This window comes from Pseudomonas sp. GNP013, from assembly GCF_054343995.1.
This window is the reverse complement of sequence record NZ_JBTGUT010000001.1, coordinates 3,015,487-3,037,566: the sequence shown is the minus strand read 5'-3', so window position 1 is coordinate 3,037,566 and position 22,080 is coordinate 3,015,487. Positions and strand designations below refer to the sequence as shown.

General features: G+C 57.0%; 17 protein-coding genes. 7 read left to right on the top strand and 10 right to left on the bottom strand.

The features are described 5' to 3' along the window. Positions 1-36 precede the first annotated feature (36 nt). The 5 genes from ACXX81_RS13025 to ACXX81_RS13005 are packed head-to-tail and all read left to right on the top strand — an operon-like array spanning position 37 to position 3,804. The gene (locus tag ACXX81_RS13025) at positions 37-990 is read left to right on the top strand and encodes a FliM/FliN family flagellar motor switch protein (protein WP_458571833.1); all 954 of its coding nucleotides are present in this window, start codon (positions 37-39) and stop codon (positions 988-990) included. Next, positions 987-1,640, top strand: a complete 654-nt coding sequence (sctR, locus tag ACXX81_RS13020; RefSeq protein ID WP_458571832.1) for a type III secretion system export apparatus subunit SctR — start codon at positions 987-989, stop codon at positions 1,638-1,640. The genes ACXX81_RS13025 and sctR overlap by 4 nt, the downstream gene beginning before the upstream one ends. A gap of 4 nt (positions 1,641-1,644) precedes the next feature. Next, positions 1,645-1,914 carry an EscS/YscS/HrcS family type III secretion system export apparatus protein gene (locus ACXX81_RS13015; protein WP_458571831.1) on the top strand — a complete coding sequence of 90 codons (270 nt, stop codon included), beginning with the start codon at positions 1,645-1,647 and terminating at the stop codon, positions 1,912-1,914. A gap of 6 nt (positions 1,915-1,920) precedes the next feature. After that, on the top strand, positions 1,921-2,733 hold the full coding sequence (sctT, locus tag ACXX81_RS13010; protein ID WP_458571830.1) for a type III secretion system export apparatus subunit SctT: 813 nt from the start codon (positions 1,921-1,923) through the stop codon (positions 2,731-2,733). Positions 2,734-2,757: 24 nt separating this feature from the next. After that, positions 2,758-3,804 (top strand): EscU/YscU/HrcU family type III secretion system export apparatus switch protein, encoded by a 1,047-nt coding sequence (locus ACXX81_RS13005; protein WP_458571829.1) that lies wholly within the window; start codon positions 2,758-2,760, stop codon positions 3,802-3,804. A 4-nt stretch (positions 3,805-3,808) separates the two neighbouring features. Here the strand turns inward: ACXX81_RS13005 and ACXX81_RS13000 are convergent, their stop codons facing one another. The 8 genes from ACXX81_RS13000 to ACXX81_RS12965 form a co-directional block, all read right to left on the bottom strand. Next, positions 3,809-6,580, bottom strand: a complete 2,772-nt coding sequence (locus tag ACXX81_RS13000; protein WP_458571828.1) for an ATP-binding protein — start codon at positions 6,578-6,580, stop codon at positions 3,809-3,811. A gap of 181 nt (positions 6,581-6,761) precedes the next feature. After that, complete coding sequence (locus ACXX81_RS12995; RefSeq protein ID WP_458571827.1) at positions 6,762-7,871, bottom strand: hypothetical protein; 1,110 nt, start codon at positions 7,869-7,871, stop codon at positions 6,762-6,764. Positions 7,872-7,924: 53 nt separating this feature from the next. Then, positions 7,925-9,523 carry a leucyl aminopeptidase gene (locus ACXX81_RS12990; protein ID WP_458571826.1) on the bottom strand — a complete coding sequence of 533 codons (1,599 nt, stop codon included), beginning with the start codon at positions 9,521-9,523 and terminating at the stop codon, positions 7,925-7,927. Further along, the gene (locus ACXX81_RS12985) at positions 9,489-10,478 is read right to left on the bottom strand and encodes an ABC transporter ATP-binding protein (protein WP_458571825.1); all 990 of its coding nucleotides are present in this window, start codon (positions 10,476-10,478) and stop codon (positions 9,489-9,491) included. The genes ACXX81_RS12990 and ACXX81_RS12985 overlap by 35 nt, the downstream gene beginning before the upstream one ends. Next, on the bottom strand, positions 10,475-11,491 hold the full coding sequence (locus tag ACXX81_RS12980; RefSeq protein ID WP_458571824.1) for an ABC transporter ATP-binding protein: 1,017 nt from the start codon (positions 11,489-11,491) through the stop codon (positions 10,475-10,477). Before ACXX81_RS12980 ends, ACXX81_RS12985 begins: the two co-directional genes overlap by 4 nt. Position 11,492: 1 nt before the next feature. Next, positions 11,493-12,464 (bottom strand): ABC transporter permease, encoded by a 972-nt coding sequence (locus tag ACXX81_RS12975; RefSeq protein ID WP_458571823.1) that lies wholly within the window; start codon positions 12,462-12,464, stop codon positions 11,493-11,495. Positions 12,465-12,471: 7 nt separating this feature from the next. Next, positions 12,472-13,563: an ABC transporter permease gene (locus ACXX81_RS12970; protein ID WP_458571822.1), complete on the bottom strand. Its 1,092-nt coding sequence runs from the start codon at positions 13,561-13,563 to the stop codon at positions 12,472-12,474. Between the two features lies 1 nt (position 13,564). Further along, positions 13,565-15,265 (bottom strand): ABC transporter substrate-binding protein, encoded by a 1,701-nt coding sequence (locus ACXX81_RS12965; RefSeq protein WP_458571821.1) that lies wholly within the window; start codon positions 15,263-15,265, stop codon positions 13,565-13,567. Positions 15,266-15,425: 160 nt separating this feature from the next. Here ACXX81_RS12965 and ACXX81_RS12960 point away from each other — a divergent pair, with 160 nt between their 5' ends. Beyond that, entirely contained in the window at positions 15,426-16,325 is a 900-nt protein-coding gene (locus ACXX81_RS12960; RefSeq protein ID WP_458571820.1) for a LysR family transcriptional regulator, read from the top strand. Between the two features lie 78 nt (positions 16,326-16,403). On the opposite strand, the gene ACXX81_RS12955 is transcribed toward ACXX81_RS12960, so the two are convergent. Further along, positions 16,404-18,227, bottom strand: coding sequence for a serine hydrolase domain-containing protein (locus ACXX81_RS12955; RefSeq protein ID WP_458571819.1), 1,824 nt, complete (start codon positions 18,225-18,227; stop codon positions 16,404-16,406). A gap of 323 nt (positions 18,228-18,550) precedes the next feature. Here ACXX81_RS12955 and ACXX81_RS12950 point away from each other — a divergent pair, with 323 nt between their 5' ends. Next, positions 18,551-21,550, top strand: coding sequence for a type III effector HrpK domain-containing protein (locus ACXX81_RS12950; RefSeq protein WP_458571818.1), 3,000 nt, complete (start codon positions 18,551-18,553; stop codon positions 21,548-21,550). Here ACXX81_RS12950 and ACXX81_RS12945 read toward each other — a convergent pair. Beyond that, positions 21,545-22,030, bottom strand: a complete 486-nt coding sequence (locus tag ACXX81_RS12945; protein WP_458571817.1) for a PhzA/PhzB family protein — start codon at positions 22,028-22,030, stop codon at positions 21,545-21,547. The two genes, ACXX81_RS12950 and ACXX81_RS12945, sit on opposite strands and share 6 nt — an antisense overlap. Positions 22,031-22,080 lie beyond the last annotated feature (50 nt).

The window sequence follows — 22,080 nt, the reverse complement described above, 5'->3', positions numbered from 1 at the left end:
TTGAGCGAATTACGCACCTACGATCCGCGATGGCTGATGCTGCACAACCGACTGCATCGCCATCGCGCTGCCTGGCAGGGGCACTGCGCCGGTCAGCCAGTCAGCGTGGTGTGGAGCAGTGACAGCCCTCCCGTCGGGCCGCTGTTCGACCTCCATTTGGCACTGGGTACTACCTCGTTCGTGATGCAGTTGCCGATTGCAGTGCTCGAGGTGTTGGGCCTGGCCAATTACCCGCTTGAACATTTGAACCGTTTACCCGGCTCGTTGCTGCTGGAACTGGCCCTGCTTGATCTTATCGAGCCGCTGGAGCAACTCACAGGCCAGTCGTTGCGGGTTGTTGAACCGTCTGATGCGGCGGATTCACTCGGTGTATTGAGCCTGATCCTGCAAGTGCAGATTGCCCACCAGTCAACCTGGGCGGTGCCGCTGCTTATGAGCCCCGATGCAGCCAGATTGATCGCTGAACTCCTGGATCGGCATGCTGCTCCCGCCACCCAACCATTGGCCTCGATGTATTTACCGCTGGCGGTAGAGGGGGGCGAGGCCTGGTTGAGCGTTTCGCAGCTGTGCAGCCTGCGGCCGGGTGATGTGCTGATGCTGGAGGACTGGCCTGGCGCGCAAGTTCGGCTGTTACTCGGTGATCGTCTGCAAGCCCGCGCTGAGCGCGAGGGCGACATCTTGACGCTGCTTGAAAAACCGACTGCCGTTAACTTTTTTGGGGGGGAACATTTCATGTCAGAAACAACCGTCGGACCGCATTTGGACACTGCGCTGGACGACCTTATGCTCAAACTAGTGTGTCAGGTCGGCAGTGTAGACCTCTCGCTGGCCCAGTTGCGTGAACTGGGTGAGGGAAGCCTGGTGCAATTGGCACCGCAGTTGCACACCGGTGTCGACCTGATGGTCAACGGCCGACGTGTCGGCCAGGGCCAGTTAGTGAAGATCGGCGAAGGCCTGGGCGTGCGTCTGTCGAGTTTCTGCAAGCCATGACTGGCTACCAGCCCAACCTGATTGAAATCATTCTAGTCGTTGCCACTATCGGTCTTATCCCGCTGGCGGTAGTGACCCTGACGGGTTTCATGAAAATATCCGTGGTGCTGTTTCTGATCCGCAATGCGTTGGGTGTGCAGCAGACGCCACCGAACCTGGTGCTTTACGGCATCGCCCTGATCCTTTCGGTTTACGTGACGACGCCACTGATTGGCGACATGTATCACCAAGTGGAGGGGCGTGACTTGAATATGGAAAATGTCGAACAGCTGCGCGAGTTCGGCGATGCGCTCCGACCGCCGCTGCAGGCGCATCTGTCGCGGTTTGCCAACGAAAGCGAGCGCGGTTTTTTCGTGCAGGCCACCGAAACGATCTGGTCACCCCAGGCCCGCGCCGACCTGCGCGACGATGACCTGGTGGTGTTGGTGCCGGCGTTCGTCAGCTCGGAGCTGACACGCGCGTTCGAGATCGGGTTTCTGCTGTACATCCCGTTTCTGGTGGTGGATTTGCTGGTCGCCAATGTCCTGATGGCAATGGGCATGTCGATGGTTTCACCAACGCTCATATCAATCCCGCTGAAAATTTTTCTGTTCGTTGCCTTGAGCGGCTGGTCACGCTTGATGCATGGCTTGATTCTGAGTTATGGGTGATTTTATGGGACAGGACGTTTTTCTTTCGTTGATGAACAAGGCGCTGATGACGGTGTTGTTACTGTCAGCACCCGCGCTTGGCATCGCCATTGTTGTTGGCCTGAGCGTCGGCTTGCTGCAGGCCTTGACGCAGATCCAGGATCAGACGCTGCCACAGGTGGTGAAGCTGGTTGCCGTGCTGTTGGTGATCGTGTTCGTCGGGCCGCTGCTGGCCAGCCAGGTCGCCGAACTGGGTGGCGAGGTGCTGGACAACTTCCCTTTGTGGACACGCTGAGCCTGCATGGATATCAATGTTGCCAACGCCTTCCTTGAAGTTGCGTACCCGGTCATCAGCTCTGCGGCGCTTGCGGCCAGCCGTGCCATGGGGGTGGTGATCATTACCCCTGCGTTCAATCGCCTCGGCCTGACCGGCATGATCCGTGGCTGTGTCGCAGTAGCCATCGCCATTCCCATGTTCGTTCCGGTGTTCGGGGCGTTAACGGCCTTGCCCGATCATGGCAGCCTGTTTCTCGCCGGTTTGATGATCAAGGAGATGCTGATCGGTGTACTCATCGGCCTGCTGTTCGGCATTCCGTTCTGGGCGGCCGAGGTAGCGGGGGAACTGGTCGACCTGCAGCGCGGCTCGACGATGGCACAACTGGTCGACCCGTTGTCTTCCGGCGAGTCCAGCGTCATGGCGACCTTGCTGACGGTGATGCTGATTGCGCTGTTTTTCATGTCCGGTGGCTTCATCATGTTGGTCGACGGCTATTACCACAGTTACCAGCTATGGCCGGTAACGGCGTTCACGCCCTTATTCGCCAGCTCGGCACTGATGGCGGTGCTGTCGATTCTCGACCAGGTGATGCGTGTCGGGGTGATTATGGTTTCGCCGTTGATCATCTGCTTGCTGATCACTGATCTGATGCTCGCTTACCTGTCCCGGATGGCCCCAAGCCTGCACATTTTCGATATGTCGCTGCCGGTGAAGAACCTGTTCTTCACCGTGCTGATGCTGATCTACATCGGCTTCCTGATTCCAGTGATGCTCGATCAGTTGGCCGAGTTTCGCGGCACCGTGGCGTTCCTCAAAACCCTGGCAGGTTCGTTATGAGCCGTTCTTTATCGCAGGTCTTGCATGGGCGATAGCAGCGAAGAAAAATCCCAGCCGGCCACGGATAAGAAACTGCGTGATGCGCGCAAGAAAGGGCAGGTCGCCAAGAGTCAGGACCTGGTCTCCGGGATGGTCATTCTGTTCTGCACGTTGTGCATATCGATCCTGCTACCACGGGCCCAGGCCCAGGTGGCGGCGTTACTGGACAACGTTGCATTGATTTATATCGAGCCGTTTCATGCCGTTTGGCCCCGTGTCCTGGATACGGCTGAACAGTTGGTGCTGACAATTACCTTGCCAGTGGTTTCGGTGACGGTGGGCGTGGTGATCGTGACCAACATCGTCTCCATGCGCGGTGTTGTCTTTTCGGTGGACCCGATCAAGCCTGAGTTCAAACGCATCAACCCAGCTGAAGGGTTCAAGCGTATTTTCTCGATGCGCAGTTTCGTCGAATTTCTCAAGGGGCTGGTGAAACTGACCATGCTGGCCGTGGCGTTTTACGTGGTTGGCCGGCATGCCTTGCAGGCGCTGATGGAGTCTTCACGCTGTGGTGCCGGGTGTATCGAATCGACGTTTTACCTCGTGCTCAAACCGCTGATGTTGACCGTGCTGGCCGCCTTTCTTCTGGTTGGTTGCGTGGACGTGCTGATGCAGCGCTGGTTGTTTGGTCGTGAAATGAAAATGACCCGCAGCGAGCAGAAACGTGAACGCAAGGATATGGACGGCGACCCGCTGATCAAGCGCGAACGCCAGCGCCAGCGCCGCGAAATGCAGGCCTTGGCCACCAAGCTTGGGCTGAACCGTGCCTCATTGATGATTGGCACCGGCAGTGGCTGGGTTGTTGGCGTGCGCTACGTGCGTGGCGAAACGCCAGTTCCCGTCGTAGTGTGTCGCGCCGAGCCAGGCGACTCGCTTGCAATGCTGGCCGAAGCAGCGGCATTGGGTATCGCCCACGCATTGGCTCCCAAGCTGGCTGCGGATATTGCCAAGCGTGCAGTCCCTGGTGACCCTGTGCCTGATCATACGTTCCAGGCGGTGGCCGATCTGCTGGTGGCGGCGCGTTTGATTTGAAGATTCAAACCGCGCCCAGGGTGCGCGTCTTCAAACGGTCAAGGTCCGAGGCAATTTGCGCCGACCAGAAATGGGCGCCCTGGTTTTCGGCCTCGTTTCGCGCATCCTGCAGCACGCGATGGGACAGCGGATTATCTTGTTTGAGCAGCATCTGAGCCTTGATGCGCAGCAATTCCGGAACAAACCAGCGCTCCTCGCGGCTTCGCGCGGCTTGTAGGGTTTCATCGATGATTTCCAGACCACGATGCTCAAGCCCGAGCATCCCCAACCCCAAAGCGTATTCGCTGCGAAGAAGGCTATACAGCGGGCTGCCGCCCTGATCCTGCAATTGCGCCAGGACTTCGCCCAAGCGCGGTACGCCGTCTTCCGGCGCGCCCTGGCGTATCAGCAGTATGTGTTCGAAACAGCGGCTGAACTGGCGCCACAAATAAAAATCATGGCCTTCCATACTGTCTCGCAGCAGCGACAGGTAATAGCGCACCTTCTCTTCGTTCCTGAGCAACAATTCAGTCGGAATCGCGCTAAGGCACAACGTGTACCACAGAGTGGCCGGATGATTGAGACGGATGGCCTGACTGATATTTTTGTCCAGGGTCGTCAGCGCAGCCTCGACATTCCCCTGCAATAAATGGATTTTTGCCTTGAGCGATCGTGCGGCGATGCGCTGATCAAAATGCAGGTCGATCAAGTGGGTGTCAGGGGAGAGCGGAGCGCTTAGAGCTTCGACCACCGAGCGTAGCGCATCTTCGAGCCTGCCCATGTAAAACTGCGCGTTGGCGCGCATGCGCAGGCCGAGCAACTGGCGCTCGCTGTGATCTGCGCTTTGGCTTAACACAACATACTGATTGGCCAGCTCAAGCGCAGCGCTGTACTGATTCCTGCAGCTTTTATCCTGCCAAAGCCCCCACAGCGCGTGCAGTTGGTGCTCGGTATCGTTTAGTTCGCGCGCGTCTTCGCCGACTTGTAACCACGCTTCGCGGATCTTTTCTCCACCACCAAAGGTCAGGACCATGACGCTGGCCGAGGCGGTCAGCAACAGCATGCGTTGACGTTGCTCAATGGGCGCACTTTCGTGCTCTAGTTGAAGGCCACGGTTGACCCAGTCATAGCATTCAGCGGTAAGCAGCAGGCGCATCCAGAGCGGCAGGCTCACCAATGTCAACGCTATGCCCATTTCCCTATCGCCATGTGAAGAATAGGCCCACTCGAGTGCCGCGCGGACGCTGTCGACTTGCGCTCCGTAGCGCGCGAGCCAGTCTTGGGGAGGTATCTCTGCGAGGTCTTGCACTGACGCTTTCAGCTCCTCCAGCGTCCAGGCAGCATGACGCAGCGCCGTGACATCGGTTTCATCCTGCTCTGCAAGTTTCTGTGCGGCATACAGGCGGGTGGTTTCCAACAGTCGATAACGTCTGGCCGAGTCTTGTCCGCATGAGATCACCAATGACTTGTCCATCAGGCTTTCCATCAGGCGGGCCGGCTCCTGGGCATTAACGGCAACCACGGCCTTTACCGCGCGCAATGTGAATACACCGGTGAACACCGACAACTGACGAAGCATGGCCTGTTCTGCCGGGCAAAGCATTGCGTAGGTCCAGTCCAGCGCGGCCCCCAGAGTGCGGTGCCTTGGCAGGGCCGTTCGCCGGCCGGTCATTTGCAAGCGAAAACTGCCGTCGAGCATCTCGACCAGATGTTCAATACCGAATGCTCTTACCCGGGCGGCGGCAATCTCGATAGCCAGCGCATTACCATCGAGTTTGCGGCAAATGGCAGCTGCCGCGTGAATGTCCAGAGGCGTGAACACGTAACCCAGGTCGTGAGCCGAAATACGCTCGACCAGCAACGCGATGGCGGGATAGCTCAACGCTTGCGCCGTGTCCAGGCTTGCCCCTTGAGGGGGAAACGGAAGGGGGGCCAAGTCGTGCACGAACTCGCCTTCTGCATGCAGCGGCTCACGACTCGTGACCAGGACCGAGCATTGCAGTGCATTGCACAAAATTGCTTCTATCGCCTTCGAGGTTTCTTCGAGGACATGCTCACAGTTGTCCAGAATAAGTAACGCTTTACTCGCGGCCAGGCTATTGGTGATCACAAGCAATGGATCGTCGGTCGTGCAGTCGATCCCCAAGGCTGCGGCGATGACGACATGAACCAACTGACCGCGACTGACCGGGGCAAGGTCGATAAAACTGACGCCCTGGGGATACCTGGGCAGCATCCGATTGGCCAAGGCCAGCGCGACCATGGTTTTACCCGTACCGGCATGGCCGGTAATGGTTACGAAGCGACGCTGCTCAAGCTGTTTTTCCAGCGAGTTCAGAGTTTCTTCCCTTCCGAACATTTGTTTTACCGTACCTTGAAGCTTCGGTTTAACAAGCTTTTCAGATTGACCGGCGAGGGGGCTCTGGACGGCTATCGGCGCAACGAAGCGATAGCCGCGCGCGGGGACGGTTACGATGTAGCCAAGGTCCCCATTGGCACCAAAGGTGCGCCGCAGTGTTCGAATTTGCGCGCGCAGATTACATTCCTCAACCACTAATTTAGGCCAGACAAGGGTGAGCAGCTCTGTTTTTTCCAGCAACTCACCGGCACGGGTGGCCATTACCATCAGAAGAAGCATCGCGCGGCTGCCCAGGGGGACGGGCTCGCCGTTTCTCAACAACAAGTGATGTTGCGGAATGAGTACATAGGCGCCGAAACAGATGGCGTCTTCTGGAATAGGTATTTGCACGCTGTTATCACACAACGATTTTTCGGGCCTGGATCTGTCGAGGTTCATCGAATACCTGCAGGGCTGACGTCTTAACAGTGTTTGGCAAGTGCACCTGACTACCCCGTCAGTAAGTCAATCGGGTATGTGACTCGATCATTACTGTCGCAGGGGGTAGATGCGTTGTGAACGTTGTGCTGAGCCGTAAAGCAGTCGCAGGGCACTTGTGCGCCCGCGCTGCGTACCGGACTTACGGAGCCGTCACGGGAACGGCTCGATAGACGGCGACCTGGTCTGAACGTATCGTTTCTTTCAACCTGTAGGTTGATCCGTCCTTGATGTCGATCTCCCAGTGCTTTTGCGCCTTTGTTGCTTTTGCGTTAAAGCCCGACTCAGGCACGTTGTCGAAACTGTCGTATCGGTACAGGTTGTAATGCTCGCCTGTTTTGAGCCCCGATACAGTGACAGTCAAGTTCACGTTCGCGGATGCAGGACGATCATTGGAGCCTTCGCCCATGGCCGGTTTTTCTTCATTAACGTCGGTTGTCAGACGAACCGGCAGCGTCTTGCCGTCTCGGTCGATAACTCCGGTGATGGCCACGCCATAGTTTTTTGTGCCGCTGGGCAAGGAGTACGCCGGTCGCGATTCGTCGTTGGCTTCTTCGCGGTTAGCTTGAAACGCTGCGAACTTGAAACGGTAGAGATATTTCGGTTTTCCATCGGGCGACCAAAGCCCGTTATCGCTGAACGTAATGACGTCATCAGCGTAATAGGCAGCAGGTTCGGTGAGGGATTTCGTAGATGAAACGCCGATGACGGGAACGATATGGTCGTATTCGTCATCACCGGCACCTCCATCTTCATTTTCGAATTTGGAAAAGTTTTCATAAACGCTGATGATGACCGGATAGCCCGACACCACATTACCTTTGACCCATGCCAGGAACTTATTGGCGTTCGGCGTGGTAACGCTGTCCCACTCAACAGCTTTCAAGCGCATTTGAGCGGCGGCGGCGCCATCGTTTACGCCCAGTAGCAACTGGCTGCCCCGCTTGGATTGTTTGACGTTCGGGCTGGCGATTGCACGGGCATCGAACTGAGAAACGTATTGGCCATAGTAAAGTCCGGCACTGATGAGCGCTGTCTCACCGCAATAGCCATAGTTTGCTTCCCATTGGAGGCGTGGGGGAATGTCGTTCATATGGCTGCCGGTTTTTGTCGCGTTCATATCTGCCGAGTTGGGCCTGGTATCTGCTGCATGGGCTATTGAGAAAGGTCCGCACAGTGCCAAAGCCATTAACAGACACCGAGGTCCTGAAGTGGGGAGGTAGCTTTTCATGCGTATGCTGAGGTCAAACATTCTTGTCACCTTGACTGGATTGAGAAGTGGGGGGTTGATCAATGTCGAAGAAGTCAGCGTGCTGACAGGTCATGCTGTATCTCCAGGTCACGCACCAATCGATCCAGCAGACGCACACCCCAACCGGTGCCCGAACCTACGCTACGTGAGGACTTAGCGACTTCGTGAGCGGGGCCGGAGATATCCAGGTGCGCCCACGGAACGTCATTGACGAAGCGCTGGATGAAGTTCGCCGCTGTGCTCGCGCCGCCGAAAGGCGCGTCGGCGTTGCGCATATCGGCTATGTCCGAATTCATTTCGACATCGAAGTTCGGTCCCATCGGCAGACGCCACACCAGTTCGCCAGTTGCGCTGGCTGCGTGTTCAAGTCGTTCGGCAATCCCGTCGTCATTGGAAAAAAGTCCGGCGCGGTCGTGACCAACAGCGGTGATAACGTCGTAAGTCAACGTGGCCAGGTCGATCATGAAGCAGGGGCGAAAGTTGGCCTGCACATGCCATAGCAGGTCTGCCAGTACGAGGCGGCCCTCATAATCGGTGTCGATGACCTCAATGGTCTGGCCGGACAGGGAACGTACGATATCCCCTGGGCGCTGGGCCTTACCGCCTGGCATGTTTTCCACCAATCCAATCGCGCCAATTGCATTGATCGGTGCCTTGCGACGCGCCAAGGCCAGCATCAGGCCTGTTACACAAGCAGCGCCGGCCATGTCGCCCTTCATCTCAGCCATCCCTTCAGCCGATTTGATGGAGAGACCACCCGCGTCAAAACAGACACCTTTACCAATGAATGCATAGGGCGCCATGCTCGGATCAGTCGCACCGTTCCAGCGAAGGATTGCAACATGGCTTTCTTCTGCAGACCCCTGGCCAACCGCCAACAACGCTCGAAATCCAAGCCGCTCCAGATCTTTCTCGCGCAGAATCTGAACATCAACTCCGACCTCGCCGAGTGCACCTGCGCGCCGTGCAAACTCCGATGGAGTCAACACGTTCGCTGGCTCATTGACGAGTGAGCGAGCCAGCTCTACGCCTTCGGCGACGGCCGATTCGCGGGTGTACGCAGCCTGGTCGGCATCGGCTGATCCGGTCAGCAGGGTCACCCAGCGTCGCGCAGGTCGCTGGGGCTCCGGCTTATGCGTGCGATAGGTATCGAAGCGATAGCTGCCAAGACGGAAGCCTAATGCCAATTCTGCAGCTGCGTTAGTTGGGTAATGACCGCTCTGCGGGAACTCGACAGCGATCAGGAAGCGCGCCGCATAACCGGCCAGTGCCGCTGCCCGACCGCCTAGTTCGATTGGGGCGAACGGGGCCCCGCCAATACCTATAAAAATCACACGGCGACTGTTGACTACCAGTCTCATGCTCTCATCGGCCCTGCCGCGAAAGCCCTCTTCAGCAGCGGCTCGTAACAGCCACGCCGAGTCCAGCTCGCCAAGCAATTGAGTGGTGACCGGCCCGAACGCCAGCGCAGCCCCCACAAATACGATCAGCGTCGCATCAGGCTCATCGTTCCAGCCCGCGGGGCTGAGATTGGCGAAAGAAATTATCAGTGATCCAGACATGGAGATGCCTACACAATAGGAATATTTGGGATGACAGTCGGGAGGCTGCTCATTGTCAGCAGGGGAAGTGACACGCCACTTGCCGGCCATCTTCAAGATCGCTCAACAACGGACGCTCCACCCGGCAGCGATCGCGCACGCAGGGACAGCGTGGATGGAAGTGACACCCTACCGGAGGGTCGGCCGGGCTGGGAATTTCCCCCTTCAGCACGATGCGCGCGTCGGTCGCGGTATGTCTGAACCGCGGCAAGGGAATCGCAGAAATCAATGCGCGGGTATAAGGATGTGCAGGACGTTGAAACAGCCTATCCGTCGGGCCAATCTCCACAATTGCGCCAAGGTACATAACAGCGGTGCGTTCCGAGACGTGACGTACCACACTCAAGTCATGGGCAATGAATAGCGTGGTCAGTTTGAGCTGCTGGCGCAGGTCGTCGAACAGGTTGACGATTTGCGCCTGTACCGATACATCCAGCGCAGAGACAGGTTCGTCAGCAATGATCAACTTGGGCCGCAGGGCGAGCGCGCGGGCAATTCCAATGCGTTGTCGTTGCCCGCCGGAAAACTCATGGGGGTAGCGATCGAGGAAGGACATCGGCAAGCTGACGAGCTCCATCAGCTCTTGCAGGCGTCGGGCAATGCCGGCTTTATCCGCAACCTTATGTACGCGTAGCGGCTCTGCCAACAGGTCGCCAATACGGCGACGAGGATTGAGTGAAGCTGCCGGATCCTGAAAGATCATTTGCATATGCTGTCGCAAAGGTCTTAATTGGCGCTGTGAAAGCGGCGCAATGTCGATGCCGTTCAGCATGATTCGTCCGCAGGTCGGTTCGTACAAGCGCATCAGGCAGCGACCCAGCGTGGATTTTCCACAACCGGACTCACCAACGATTCCCACGGTTTCTCCAGGGAATACGTCAAAGGAAACGTTATTCACGGCGTGTACAAACTGTTGCTTGCCCATGGTAAAGGTCTTGCTCAGATGCTCGACGCGAAGCAGCGGTTCGACGTTATGCATGGAAGACGAAGCATAGGGTGCTTTCATAAAGGGGCATCCAGGGTGACCAGCGCTTGAGGGCGCAACGCGCCTCGTTCGTTGCTCCTTAGCCAGCACAAGGCTTCATGCGAGCGCTCAACCTGACGAGGGGGAGGCTCTGAGCAGGATGCGCGGCTTGCATGACAGCGTGGTCCAAAGACGCAACCTGAAGGGCGGTTGTCCGCTTGTGGGGGAGAGCCGGGGATCGTGATGAGTCGATCCGGACGCGGACCTGACAGTGGCGGTATTGAGTCCAGCAGCCCCCAGGTATAAGGGTGCCAGGCATCATCGAAAATCGACTGGCACGATGCCTGCTCTACAATGCTGCCGGCATACATGACCAGCACACGGTCGGCCATTTCAGCGACAACGCCCATATCGTGGGTGATCAGCACGATGGAGGAACCGAAATCGCGCCTCAGTCGTCGCAAAAGATCCAGAACTTGAGCCTGAACGGTCACATCCAGAGCGGTAGTGGGCTCATCTGCAATCAGCAATGCCGGGTTGCATGAAAGCGCCATGGCGATGACCGCACGCTGACGCATGCCCCCCGACAGTTGATGGGGATACTGCTCGACGACTGCGCGGGGGTTGGCAATGCCCACCTCACCCAGCAGTTCAACGGCGCGGTTCCAGGCAATGCGCTTGGAGACACTGGTGTGGTTTCGAATCTGTTCGACTATTTGTTGGCCAATGGTGTGTACCGGTGTCAGTGCCGTCATCGGGTCCTGGGACACCAGGGCAATCTGGCGTCCCCTGATCTGATGAAGCGATTGTCTGGAGGCGCGCAGAATATCCTGTCCCTTGAACAGTGCGGTTCCTTCAACCTTGGATACGCGAGGGTCGAGCAGCCCGAGCATACTCAGCAGCGCCACCGTCTTGCCGGAACCGGACTCGCCTACGATGCAAAGCGTTTCCTGCTCATTCACCTGGAACGACATTTTGTTGATGATCTCCACCGCACCTTTACGGCCGGCAAAGGACACGCACAGATCACGCACATCCAACAACACAGAGGTCATTTCAATGGTTCCTTATGCGAGGGTCGAGCCACGCATAGGTCATATCGACCATCGCATTGGCCAGCACTACGAAGAATGAGGCGTACATGACGCTTGCCATGATGACGGGCAAGTCCAGGTTCTGCAGGGAGTCGTAGGTAAGTTTCCCAACACCATTGAGGCCGAAGATCACCTCAGTCATGAGCGCGCCGCCACCCACCAGCGCGCCGAAGTCCAGGCCAAACATGGTGACGAAGGGGACAAGCGACATTCGCAAGGCGTGGTGAAGTAATACGCGGGTTTCCGACAGGCCTTTTGCCCTTGCGGTGCGTATGTAGTCTTCCTGATTGATTTCGACGATATTCGCCCGCAGCACTCGCCCATAGAGGCCGATAAACCCCAACGCCAAGGTGAGCCAGGGCAATAGCAGAACCTTGAACCAGCCGACCGGATCCTCCAATAGCGGCACATAACCAAGGGCCGGTACCCAGGAAAAAAGCAATGTGTCGTGCAGCCGATTCTGCGAAAGCAAATTGGTCATTTCGCCGAGCCAGAACACCGGAATGGCGACCCCGGTGAGCGAAAAAATCATCAGCAGGCGGTCTACGGGGCCGTGGCGCAGAGCAGCGGCAAAGGTGCCAACGATGAGCCCGCCAATCACCCAGAAAAACGCGGCGCCCAATACCAGAGAAAGCGTCACTGGGGTGGCTTCAATGATTGCCGGCACTACCTTGAGGCCGCGATTGACGAATGACACAAGGTCCTGGGTGACGAAGAGTTTTTTCATCATCACCACGTATTGCACCGGCAGGGGTTGATCCAGGCCGAAGTCAACGCGTACGGCGGCGAGTGTTTCCAGGGTGGCATTTTTGCCCGCGATGCGCGCCGCAGGATCGGCACCGGGCGTGGCGAAGAAAATTGCAAACACCAGGATGCTTATACCCAGCATCACAAACAGCATCTGGAGAAGGCGATGGAACAGGATGGCTGGCATGCTGGCCTCACGGTCTCAATTTAGCGCGTGGATCAAATGCGTCACGTACGCCATCGCCCAGAATGTTGAGTGCCACAATGGTGATGATTATCGCCAGCCCAGGGGCGGTGGATACCCATGGACGGCTGTAGAGCAGGCTTTGGCCGTCTCGGATGATCGTGCCCCAGCTCGCACCGGGGGATTGCACGCCAAGGGACAGGAAAGACAATGAGGTTTCCGTGGCAATGCTCAACGCCATGATCAGCGGCACAAACACAATCAACGTGGTGATCACATTGGGCAGGATGTCCCGCAGCAGGATGCGCCAAGGGGGCACACCGAGACCGATGGCTGCCAGCACGAACTCGCTCTTTCGAAGTGCCAGCACCTGTCCCCGAATGGGCCGGGCCACATACGGCACATAGATGATGCCGATGATCATGATCGGAATGGCCAGGCTGCCGGAACTGATAACAAACGGCCCGAATTGGATGCGTGCAGTCAACAGCACGATGGAAAGGCAGATTGCAAGCAGGTAGATCGGAAACGCCCATAGCACATCCAGTGTCCGGGACAGTATCTGGTCAACCCAGCCGCCAAAAAAGCCTGCGCATATACCCACGATGGCCGCCAGCAGCAGCGTGATCAGGGTCGAGATGCCTCCAATGAGCAGAGTCGCCTGGCCGCCATATAACAGGCGTGACATTACATCGCGCCCCTGCTCGTCGGATCCGAGAAAATACGCATTGAAATGCCAGCTCGGACCGATTGGAATAACACCAATGCCTAACCCCTCCATGTTGGGCGAGAGTACAGAAATACGTTCGCCGTCCAGTGTGATCTCACCGTCCAGGTTGGAGCTGAATGCGTCCACTCCCACAACCCGTTCGGCATATACCGGTGCCAGCAGTGAGGCGCCGATTACCATCAGCAACACAGCTGCTGCGACTATCGCAGAGCGGTCGCGCCATAGGTTGTGCATGGCCTGGACCCACGGGCCTGGAGCAGGTGCGCTCATTGGTTCAGTCAGGACGGGCAGCGCGGACAAATTGCCAGGCAGGGCTTCGTCATGACGTTCCTGCGCCGCACAAGCGCGCGTCTGCTCAGGTTGCACCATCATCTTATTGCACCCACGCGAGTGTGTAGGCCCAGGCATTCGTCGCCGTGTAGAACTGGAAATTGCCCAAGCGTTTGGAGACCAGCGTCACTTGTTTCGGATTGAAGAGGGGGATCATGGGGACTTGCTCCATCGCCTCCCGATCAATCTCGGACCATAGCTCGCCGGCCGCCGCAGGATCGGCGCTGCCCAGCAGCAACGCTTTATGCATACGGGCCTGCAAGGCGCTATCGCAGAATCCGGACATATTTGGCGAGGAGTCAGAGCCCTTTCGGAAGGACTCGCATCCAAGCAGTACATTCAGGAAGTCGCTGGCAGCGGGGTAGTCGCCGTACCACTGAGTGACGGATATCTGGACTTTATTGGAAGAGTTCTGAATGTAACCGTACTGGATATTTGCCGATAAAGACTTAACGCTGGCGTTGTAGCCGATGGCGTTGAGAGTGCTCTGCAGATAGGCACCGACGTTGCGAGAGACATCGCCATCATCAATCACCAGCGTAACAGCCTGACCTTTGGTTCCCGACTCCTCAACCAGTTGCTTTGCCCGTTCCAGGTCTGGTGCCGACCATTGGCTGCCGGGGGTTTTTCCGTAGAGACAAAAAGGCTTATACCCTTGCACGCCTGGCGGAAGTACTTGGCAAGTTGGGTTGGCGAGGTTCCGGCCCCCGAAAAAATTGATCAGCGCTTTGCGATCGACGGCGTACGCCAGTGCCTGACGCGCCTTGGGTGAATCAAACGGCGCCAGGTTGACGTTGAGCGGCAGGTACCACAGCGCCAGCTGCGGATCGAGATGAACCTGACTTGGGAACTTCGTACCGATTTCCGCCAGGCGAGTGACAGGCGGCTGGTCAAACATCACATCAGCCTGGTCATTGGTGACGGCATTGATCTGGGCATCCGCCGTCATGCCAAAGTGCAGTTCGAAGCGGTCAGCGTAGCCGTCTGGCTGAGCCTCTACGCTCCACTCTTTGAAGTGGGGGTTACGAACCCAGACGAGAGAATGATTCGGGTCGTAGCTCTGGAATGCATAGGGGCCAGTGCCTGGGATTGGCTCAACTCCAGCATCCCGTGGCACCGTGCGCGCCGGCAGGATTGACGCGTGGGGCATCGACAGCTTGTGAAGGAATTCGGCATCTGGTGCGGTCAGATTGATGGTGATGGTGCGGTTTGCCTTGTCCGCTACTACTCCACCATCAAGGGTGCAGCTGGCAGCGTTTGCAAGGCAGGCGTCAGCGCCGACTATCCCGTTGAACCAGGTGCCGGAGGTTGGGCTCGATACTTTGAAAATGCGTTGGAACGAGGCGACGACATCATCGGTGGTGAGCGGCTGCCCATCGGAGAACGTTATTGCATCACGTAGTTTGAAAACATAGGTTTTGCCTTGATTCGCCACAGTGGGCATTTGCTCGGCGAGATCGGGGACTACCTTCAGACTCTCGACGCCGCCCGCCTTTTGAAAGGTTACCAAGCCATCGTAGACGCCCGAATAATAATTGTTATAAAGCGGGGCATAGTTGATTTGCGGATCAAGAGTACCGCCGGCCGATTTGGCGACGAGGCGCACGGTTCCGCCGCGGTGCAATTTCATCATTTCATCACGATTCTGATCCGCTTGCGAAAAGCCAGGCACAAGCCAAAGTCCCATTAGCGCGGCGGTCAAGAAGACTTTCAGCGCAAGCAGAATCCTGATCGTTCGTGGCATAAACCTTCCCCTTAGTGCTTGGACTTGCCCAGCGGCTGTTTTTGCTTTCACCCTAGGTGATTACACACTGCCTGTTGTTGCGCAAAACATTGGGGGATGTAGAAGGGGATGTAAAATCTATTTTGTTGCGCTCCAAAATAAAAAATGCTTATGATGGAAAATGCTCAAATATGCTCACAGCTTCTGCGTCCTTGCCCAAGAACTGCATTTCAGCAGGGCTGCTTCGCGTCTTCATCTGACTCAACCGGCGTTATCTCACCAGATCAAGAAGCTGGAGGAAGAAATAGGCTGCACGTTGTTAGTTAGATCACCGCAAAAAGTGATGCTCACTGAGGCCGGTGTCATTCTGGCAAAGGAGCTGACCATTGCCCTGAACCAGATGAGCAATGCCGTTCAGCAAGCTCAGGATGCAGAACGTGGTGATTCAGGTGCTCTGGCTATCGGTTATTGCGAACTGCCAGAAGCCGGTCGCATGTCGCTGATCATCCGCCGCTATACGGCCATGTACCCGGGTGTTGACGTTACCCTGCGCAAACTATCCACCAACGACCAGGTTGTTGCGCTCACTACTGGCTCCATTGATGTGGCTTTTCTCCATCCTCCGGTGAATTCCGTGCAATTGATGATTCGGCCTGCTGGCGATGAGTGGATGGTTGCGGCGTTACCCGCCAATCATGCACTGGCTGCCCGACCCACGTTGCGATTGGCAGACCTCAAGACCGAGCGTTTGATTGTGTGTGCCGAAGAGGCAGGAGCCTTTATGTACAACTCCATATTGGCGGCATGCGGCAGTGCGGGCTTTCAGCCAAGACTGCGCGAGGAAAAAAACAGTTGGCATACCATGCTGGACCTGGCGGCCTCAGGCTTGGGAGTTGCGTTTGTACCTCAATCCCTCACGGGAGGTGGCAATTCACATTTGGTCTTTCGTGCAGTAGATGACTTGAATGTAAGGCTGGAAACAGCCATAGCTACCGCTGCGGAGCCCTCTCGTCCGGCGGTGAGTCGGTTTCTGGAAGTTGCAGCAGAGTGCCTGGCTAAAATGGAAATGCCTCCGGGTTGAACTCCTCCCTGACCAGCAAGCACAGCAAAGAGCGCCTCCGCCAGGATTTTTCGGGTGCCTGCGCAGTTCCATCCAAGGTTAGAACACCTGGGGTTTGTGAGGAGCTTGCGTACGCTTGAAGGCGTAGCCCGAGACACTGAGGCCGTTAATCTGGCGGCTGACGGTGTCTCCCAGCCCATAGCCATTACCGGCGAGCACGGCATGAGCGTTGTCCACGGGCAGCAGTATGTAATCGATTAGCGGTTCGTTATGCAGTTGGCCGCGGACGATCAGGAAGCCTTCTTCAAGGTACACACTGATGCCGCTCAAGGGAGGATCGGGCTCATGGGTACTGAGTACTTGATAAGTGCCAACGGTGTCGGCCCAGCCAGGTGGAAGAGGGGGTGGATCAATACGTTCGCCTATTGCAGTGCGCAGGCCGTGGCTACGGGCCGTGAGTATCTGTCGGCCCTCCACGGGAACCACTTCCAGTTGCATGCGGCCCAGATCGCCAAGGTCCTTGAGCCACAACCCCATGACTTTTCTCTGTGCACGCAGCCCGCCGTCTTTATCCTTTAGCAAGTCGAAGTGCAAGTCCGCCACTTCTCCGACAAGTTGCCCGTTATTGTCTCTGATGCGGAACACGCCCCAGCTCGTAGCGTAGAATCCGGCCAGACGCTTGCGTTCGATCGCGTCCGGCACCTTAAGCATCTTGAGGCTGTCGTCCGGCGTCTGACAATCTTCAGCGCACACGGGCCGTCCGGTTTGTGCCTGCAACATCAATCGCAGCGCATCGGTGGACAGCGATACCACCAGGTTCTCGGCATTGCTGTCGTTGGCCATGATAATCGCGGCCAATTGCTGCTCCGGCAGAACGGTCAACTGCGCGGCAAAGTCATCTGCACCGCCGCTGTGCTGGAGGCTGCGCACACCCGGCCCGATGGGCTCATCGCCACAAGGGGTGAGGAACCAGCCAAGGCCAATCTGGCAATCAAGATCCAACTCGTTATCGGTATTCTGTTGGGTGGACATTTGATCAAGGGCGGCGGCGCCCAGTACTCGGTTATCCTTATAAAAACCGCGGGCAAACAGCATCTGGACGTAATGGCTGAGGTCCTTGGGACTGGTCCACAAGCCTGACGCGGCCAAGTCGCGTATATGTGCATCGGCGCTGGCTCGGCCGTCCTGGTGTCCCAAGGCGCGATAGCTCATCTGGCTGGCGCCACCGACAAAACTTGACTGGCTCATCTGCAGTGGCTTGAGCAGACTATTTTGCAGTTGGGTTTCGAAATCCTTGCCAGTGATGCGCTCCATGGCGGCGCCCACCAAGGTATAGCCCAGGTTGGAATAGGCAATCTGCGACCCCGGCGGGTTACTCAGCCATATACCCGATAGACGCGTCGGCATCTGGCTCATGGCGAAGGCGTTATGCATACCGCGCAGCTGTTCGCTGGGCAAGCCGGATTGGTGGCTGAGCAAAGTGCGCAAGGTAATATCGCGATCTGCATCTGCCGGGTCACTGTGAAAGCGAGAGCGTACATTGAACTCGGGCAGATTCTGTTTGATCGGCGCGTCAAGGTCCAACCGTTGTTGCTCAACCAGCTGCATGGCAGCTGTTGCAGTCAGCAATTTGGAAATGTCCCCGGCGCGAAAGGCTGTATTGGGCGTGACAGGTATCCCACGGGCCTTATCAGCCATGCCGAAACCCTCGGCCCAGATCAGCTCCTGACCATGAACCAGCGCGATCGAGAGTCCAGCCACATTCTCCCTGGGCATCTCTTGCGCAATGCGCGTCTTTAGGTAACGAATGATCGCACTGTAATCGTTCTGTGCAATTGTCGGAGCCGTTAACGGCTGGCCATAGCAAACGATACTGACAAGAAGGCAACCGAACGGTGCAATACAGCGCAATGTGCGGAACATGGAGAACGCCCGAAGGATGGTTTGGATGCTCGAATCCTACACTTACCATCCAGGCTTCATCGACTATTACTCTATAGACTCAGCAGTCATGATATGACGCAGGGCGAAGCACTTTGAGGTGAAATTAAAGCTTCACAAGATTTCACAGGCTTTATCTCACCCTTTCAACGCCTGAGCCCGAGCTATTACACGCCTGCGTAATACAAGGTCAGGCATGAAGACTGTCACTTTTCAGTAACTAAGGTGGGGTTTGCTCTTATTGCGGGTCGGGATGATGGTCTCAAACGATCATTGTCCTGGCAGCGTCATTTAAGGAGAACCCCATGTCGTCACCGGTCAGCAACGCGCCAGAAGTCAATGCCCATTCCAGAAATCATTCCAGCTCCGAGTGGGGAAATGCAGTCGACCGCGCCAAGGCCAATGACGCAGGCATCGAGTGGCAGCGTCCCGAGGAGGACCATCGCTCGGCCGAGGACATCATAAACGCCAGTCCGCTACTAAAGAACCTTGGCAACCAGAGCGGGGTGAAGGACAGGTTGCGCGAACGTGTTGGGGATTTTGAGCACGACGCGGACGCAGCCTACCGTGCCAACCAAGTGATGGACCATATCGAGCGTTTCGACGAAAACGGCGACCGCGTCGTCAGCGACGAGATTGGCAATGGAAGCGTTAACGGTTTTACCAGAGATGGCGAGGCCTATCATGGTACAGAGGCTGGACGGCTGCAGGACTTCGGCAAGTATGGCTGGGAGAATCTTAAGGGCCAGTTGCAGTATGTGCACCAAGTCGATCAGAACGAAAAACGCCGTGAGGCGGCAGATAAAGCTGGCATCGTCTGGGCGTTGCCTGAGGGCGACAAACGTTCGGCGCAGGACATCATTGATGAAAATCCGCTGCTTAAGGATCTCGGCAATCAGAGTGGCATGAAGGATGCGCTGAAGGAGCAGGTCGGTGATTTTGACAGGGACGCGAATGCAGCTTTTCGCGCCATTCAAGTAATCGACCGAGTGGTGGGATATGACGAAAATGGTAAAGCGCTGGCGGGTGACGACGTAGCGAACAGCAGTGTCGACGGCTTTACCAGCAGTGGCGAAGCGCGCCACGGTACTGAAGCCGGACGTTTGCAGGATTTCGGCAAATACGGGTTTGAGTCGTTGGCCAAGCCTGTAGGCAACGACGAGGCCGGCAGCTACAAGGATTTCCTCAAGTCCCACCCGGACGCCGATGCAGGCTCCAGGCAGATCGCCCAATACGGCGCGATTCTTGATACCAGGTACGATTCGATTCGGGGCAAGAGCGGGGCCGATGGCGCCGTGACCGAACACAATATCAAGGACTACCTCAAGCAGAATCCGCAACTGAGCAAGGAGGAGAAAGAGGCACTGAACTTCTTCGCCCAGCCAGGCGTATTGCGCAAGCTCGATACCGCCAGCAACAGCATTGGTGAAAAATCCGACGGCAAGATCAGCCGCGAGGACGTGCAGAACTGGCTGAAAAAATTCGCCCCCAGTGACGCTCAAACCCTGGCCAGTCTGGTCACCGAGGTAGCCACTGGTAATATCATTGGCCATGTGGACACGAGCAAGCTTGACAAAGACATCTTCGAGCACCCGGGAAAATACAAGGCTGGGCAGAAAGCTGCGGTGCTTCTCGAATTGCAGCAGTCCCAGAGGCTCGTGGTCGACGGCGCCAACGCCGGTGTATGGAACAGCGACTATGGCAAAGTTTCAATCGCCCAGCGCTCGGGTGCGCACTGGAGGCCGGATAAGCTGTTGCAGGACATCAACGACCACTTGAGTATCCTGCGCGATGATAAGGAAACCGTCGACTACATCAAGAGCGCGGGTGACCAGGCGGTAAAAACGCTGTTCCAGGAAAACCCAAGCCTTAAGGATGCCGTCAACAGGACCTACGATGAAAAGATCAGGTCGGGCAGTGCACTGGACGCGGCCTGGGACGCCAACACCCAGGGTGGCAAGACAGATCAGCACGCCGTACTGGCCAGCTTTTATGCTACTGCAACCAGCCTGCAGTCGATCCTGGGCATTGACGATGCCAAGGCCATACAAGGCGCGGTCGCCAGGTCCTCGCACAATGAAGACTTCAAGACTTTCTACAAGGACCATTTGGCCAGCGGCGATCACCTGCGCGATTTGCTCAAGAACAACACGCCCGAGCAGGCTGCCTCCGAGTTCGGCCTGGAAGCAGCACTCTACGGCTCTGCCCTCGATCCGGAGTTTACCAGTCAGTATGACAAGCAGATGAACGACAACTTCTCCAGCATCATCCAGCAAAAACTGTTCAAGAATGCCAGCTTCGAAAACCTCAAGGCCATTTTTGGCAAGGACGGTGGTCAGGAGCTTGACGAAGAAAAAGTGCGCAAGTTAATCGATCAGATGCGCAAAGAAAGCCCCGAGCTATTGTTGAACCAGGACGGTACCGTGGCTACAACCGACCAGGTGCTGGCAGGCTTTCGTGGAAACTGGGACATGTTCCGTCAGGGCACCAAGACGCTGGACAAGATGGGCAAGCTGGCTGATTTCGACTCCAATGGAGGTGCCAAGGGTGCCTATGGCAGCGGTGTACTGCATGGGGTGAGCGGGCTGTTTCTCGCGGGTGTCACGATTGCTCGCGGAGCACAGGGCAGCGGCAAGTTGACCGACCGCAATGTCGTCGACATCGCCAGCGGTTCCGTTCAGACCACCACGCTTCTGATCGAGGGCGGCTCGAAGGGCTATCAAGAGCATCTCGCCAAGTCGATCAAAAATGGAGAGCAGACCCTCAAGGAAATGAAGGATGGCAAAGCCATGCTCGATTTGCTTGATGAGGTCAAGGACAACGTCAAGGACGGCAGGCACGCCAAGGTCGTGGCGAAGAACTTCGAGGATGCTGCCAAGGGTATCGGTGGCCTGGCCGGCATTGTCGCCGGCGCCTATGGCATTTTTGATGGCGTCAACGCACTTCGTCGTGGTGACAAGCTCACCGGTGGCTTCGGCATCACTGCGGGCTCGCTGGGAGCGTTGGCCGGCAGCGCCTCGACGGCCGAAGGTGGTCTTGGCCTGCTCGGTGCGAACTTACCGCGTTTCCTCCCTGGATTGGCCGCCACGGCTGGGGTGCTGGGCTTTCTCGGCGCGGGCGTGGCCGTGTTGGCCGCCCTTATTCCGGATCTGGTCAAGGAAGGGCAGGCGCAGTCTATGTCGGATAAATTCGGTGACCTGCTGGGCGATGCGATCAAGCGCTACGGGATCGATGGGATCAAGGACGGGACAGTTGCTGATATTCCCGCCAAGGACTGGCCGGGGGGAGAAGGGTGGACTTCATAGGTCCTGCTCGCGCCGGCGATCCTGACTCAAGGTATCCAGTGTGTGAGGCCTGTGCACCGGATTAATCAATTCGCGGTTGCGTCTGATCCTTCCGTTATCCAGTTCGAATGAGTGGATATAGTGGCTATCGCGATAGAATTGCAGATGGCCCGGGATCAGTACTTTGCCGCGCCCTTCACATTCGACCCGGATGTGGTTTGGGTCATCGGTTTCAAAGATCTTTACGTTGTACCATTCCCAGTCTGGAAAACATTGCTCGACCCATTCGGAAAGGCGTGCAAGGCTCTGGTGGCCTTGGAAAACCACAGGCAATCCTGTTTCTGTCATCCAGGTTCCGCCGCAGCCATCCTCGCTGAACAAGGTATGGCGCTGCAGTCGCTCGGCACCCTTCATGTGCATGTAGCGTTCGACGGTTGCGCGATTGATCCGACGCAACTCCAAGTGGTTAGCGAAGTCTTGCGTGTGTGGGGTTTTCTGCATGATACAAACCTCCCTCGAGTGTACCCGATAAAAGTTGAACACAGGCGAGT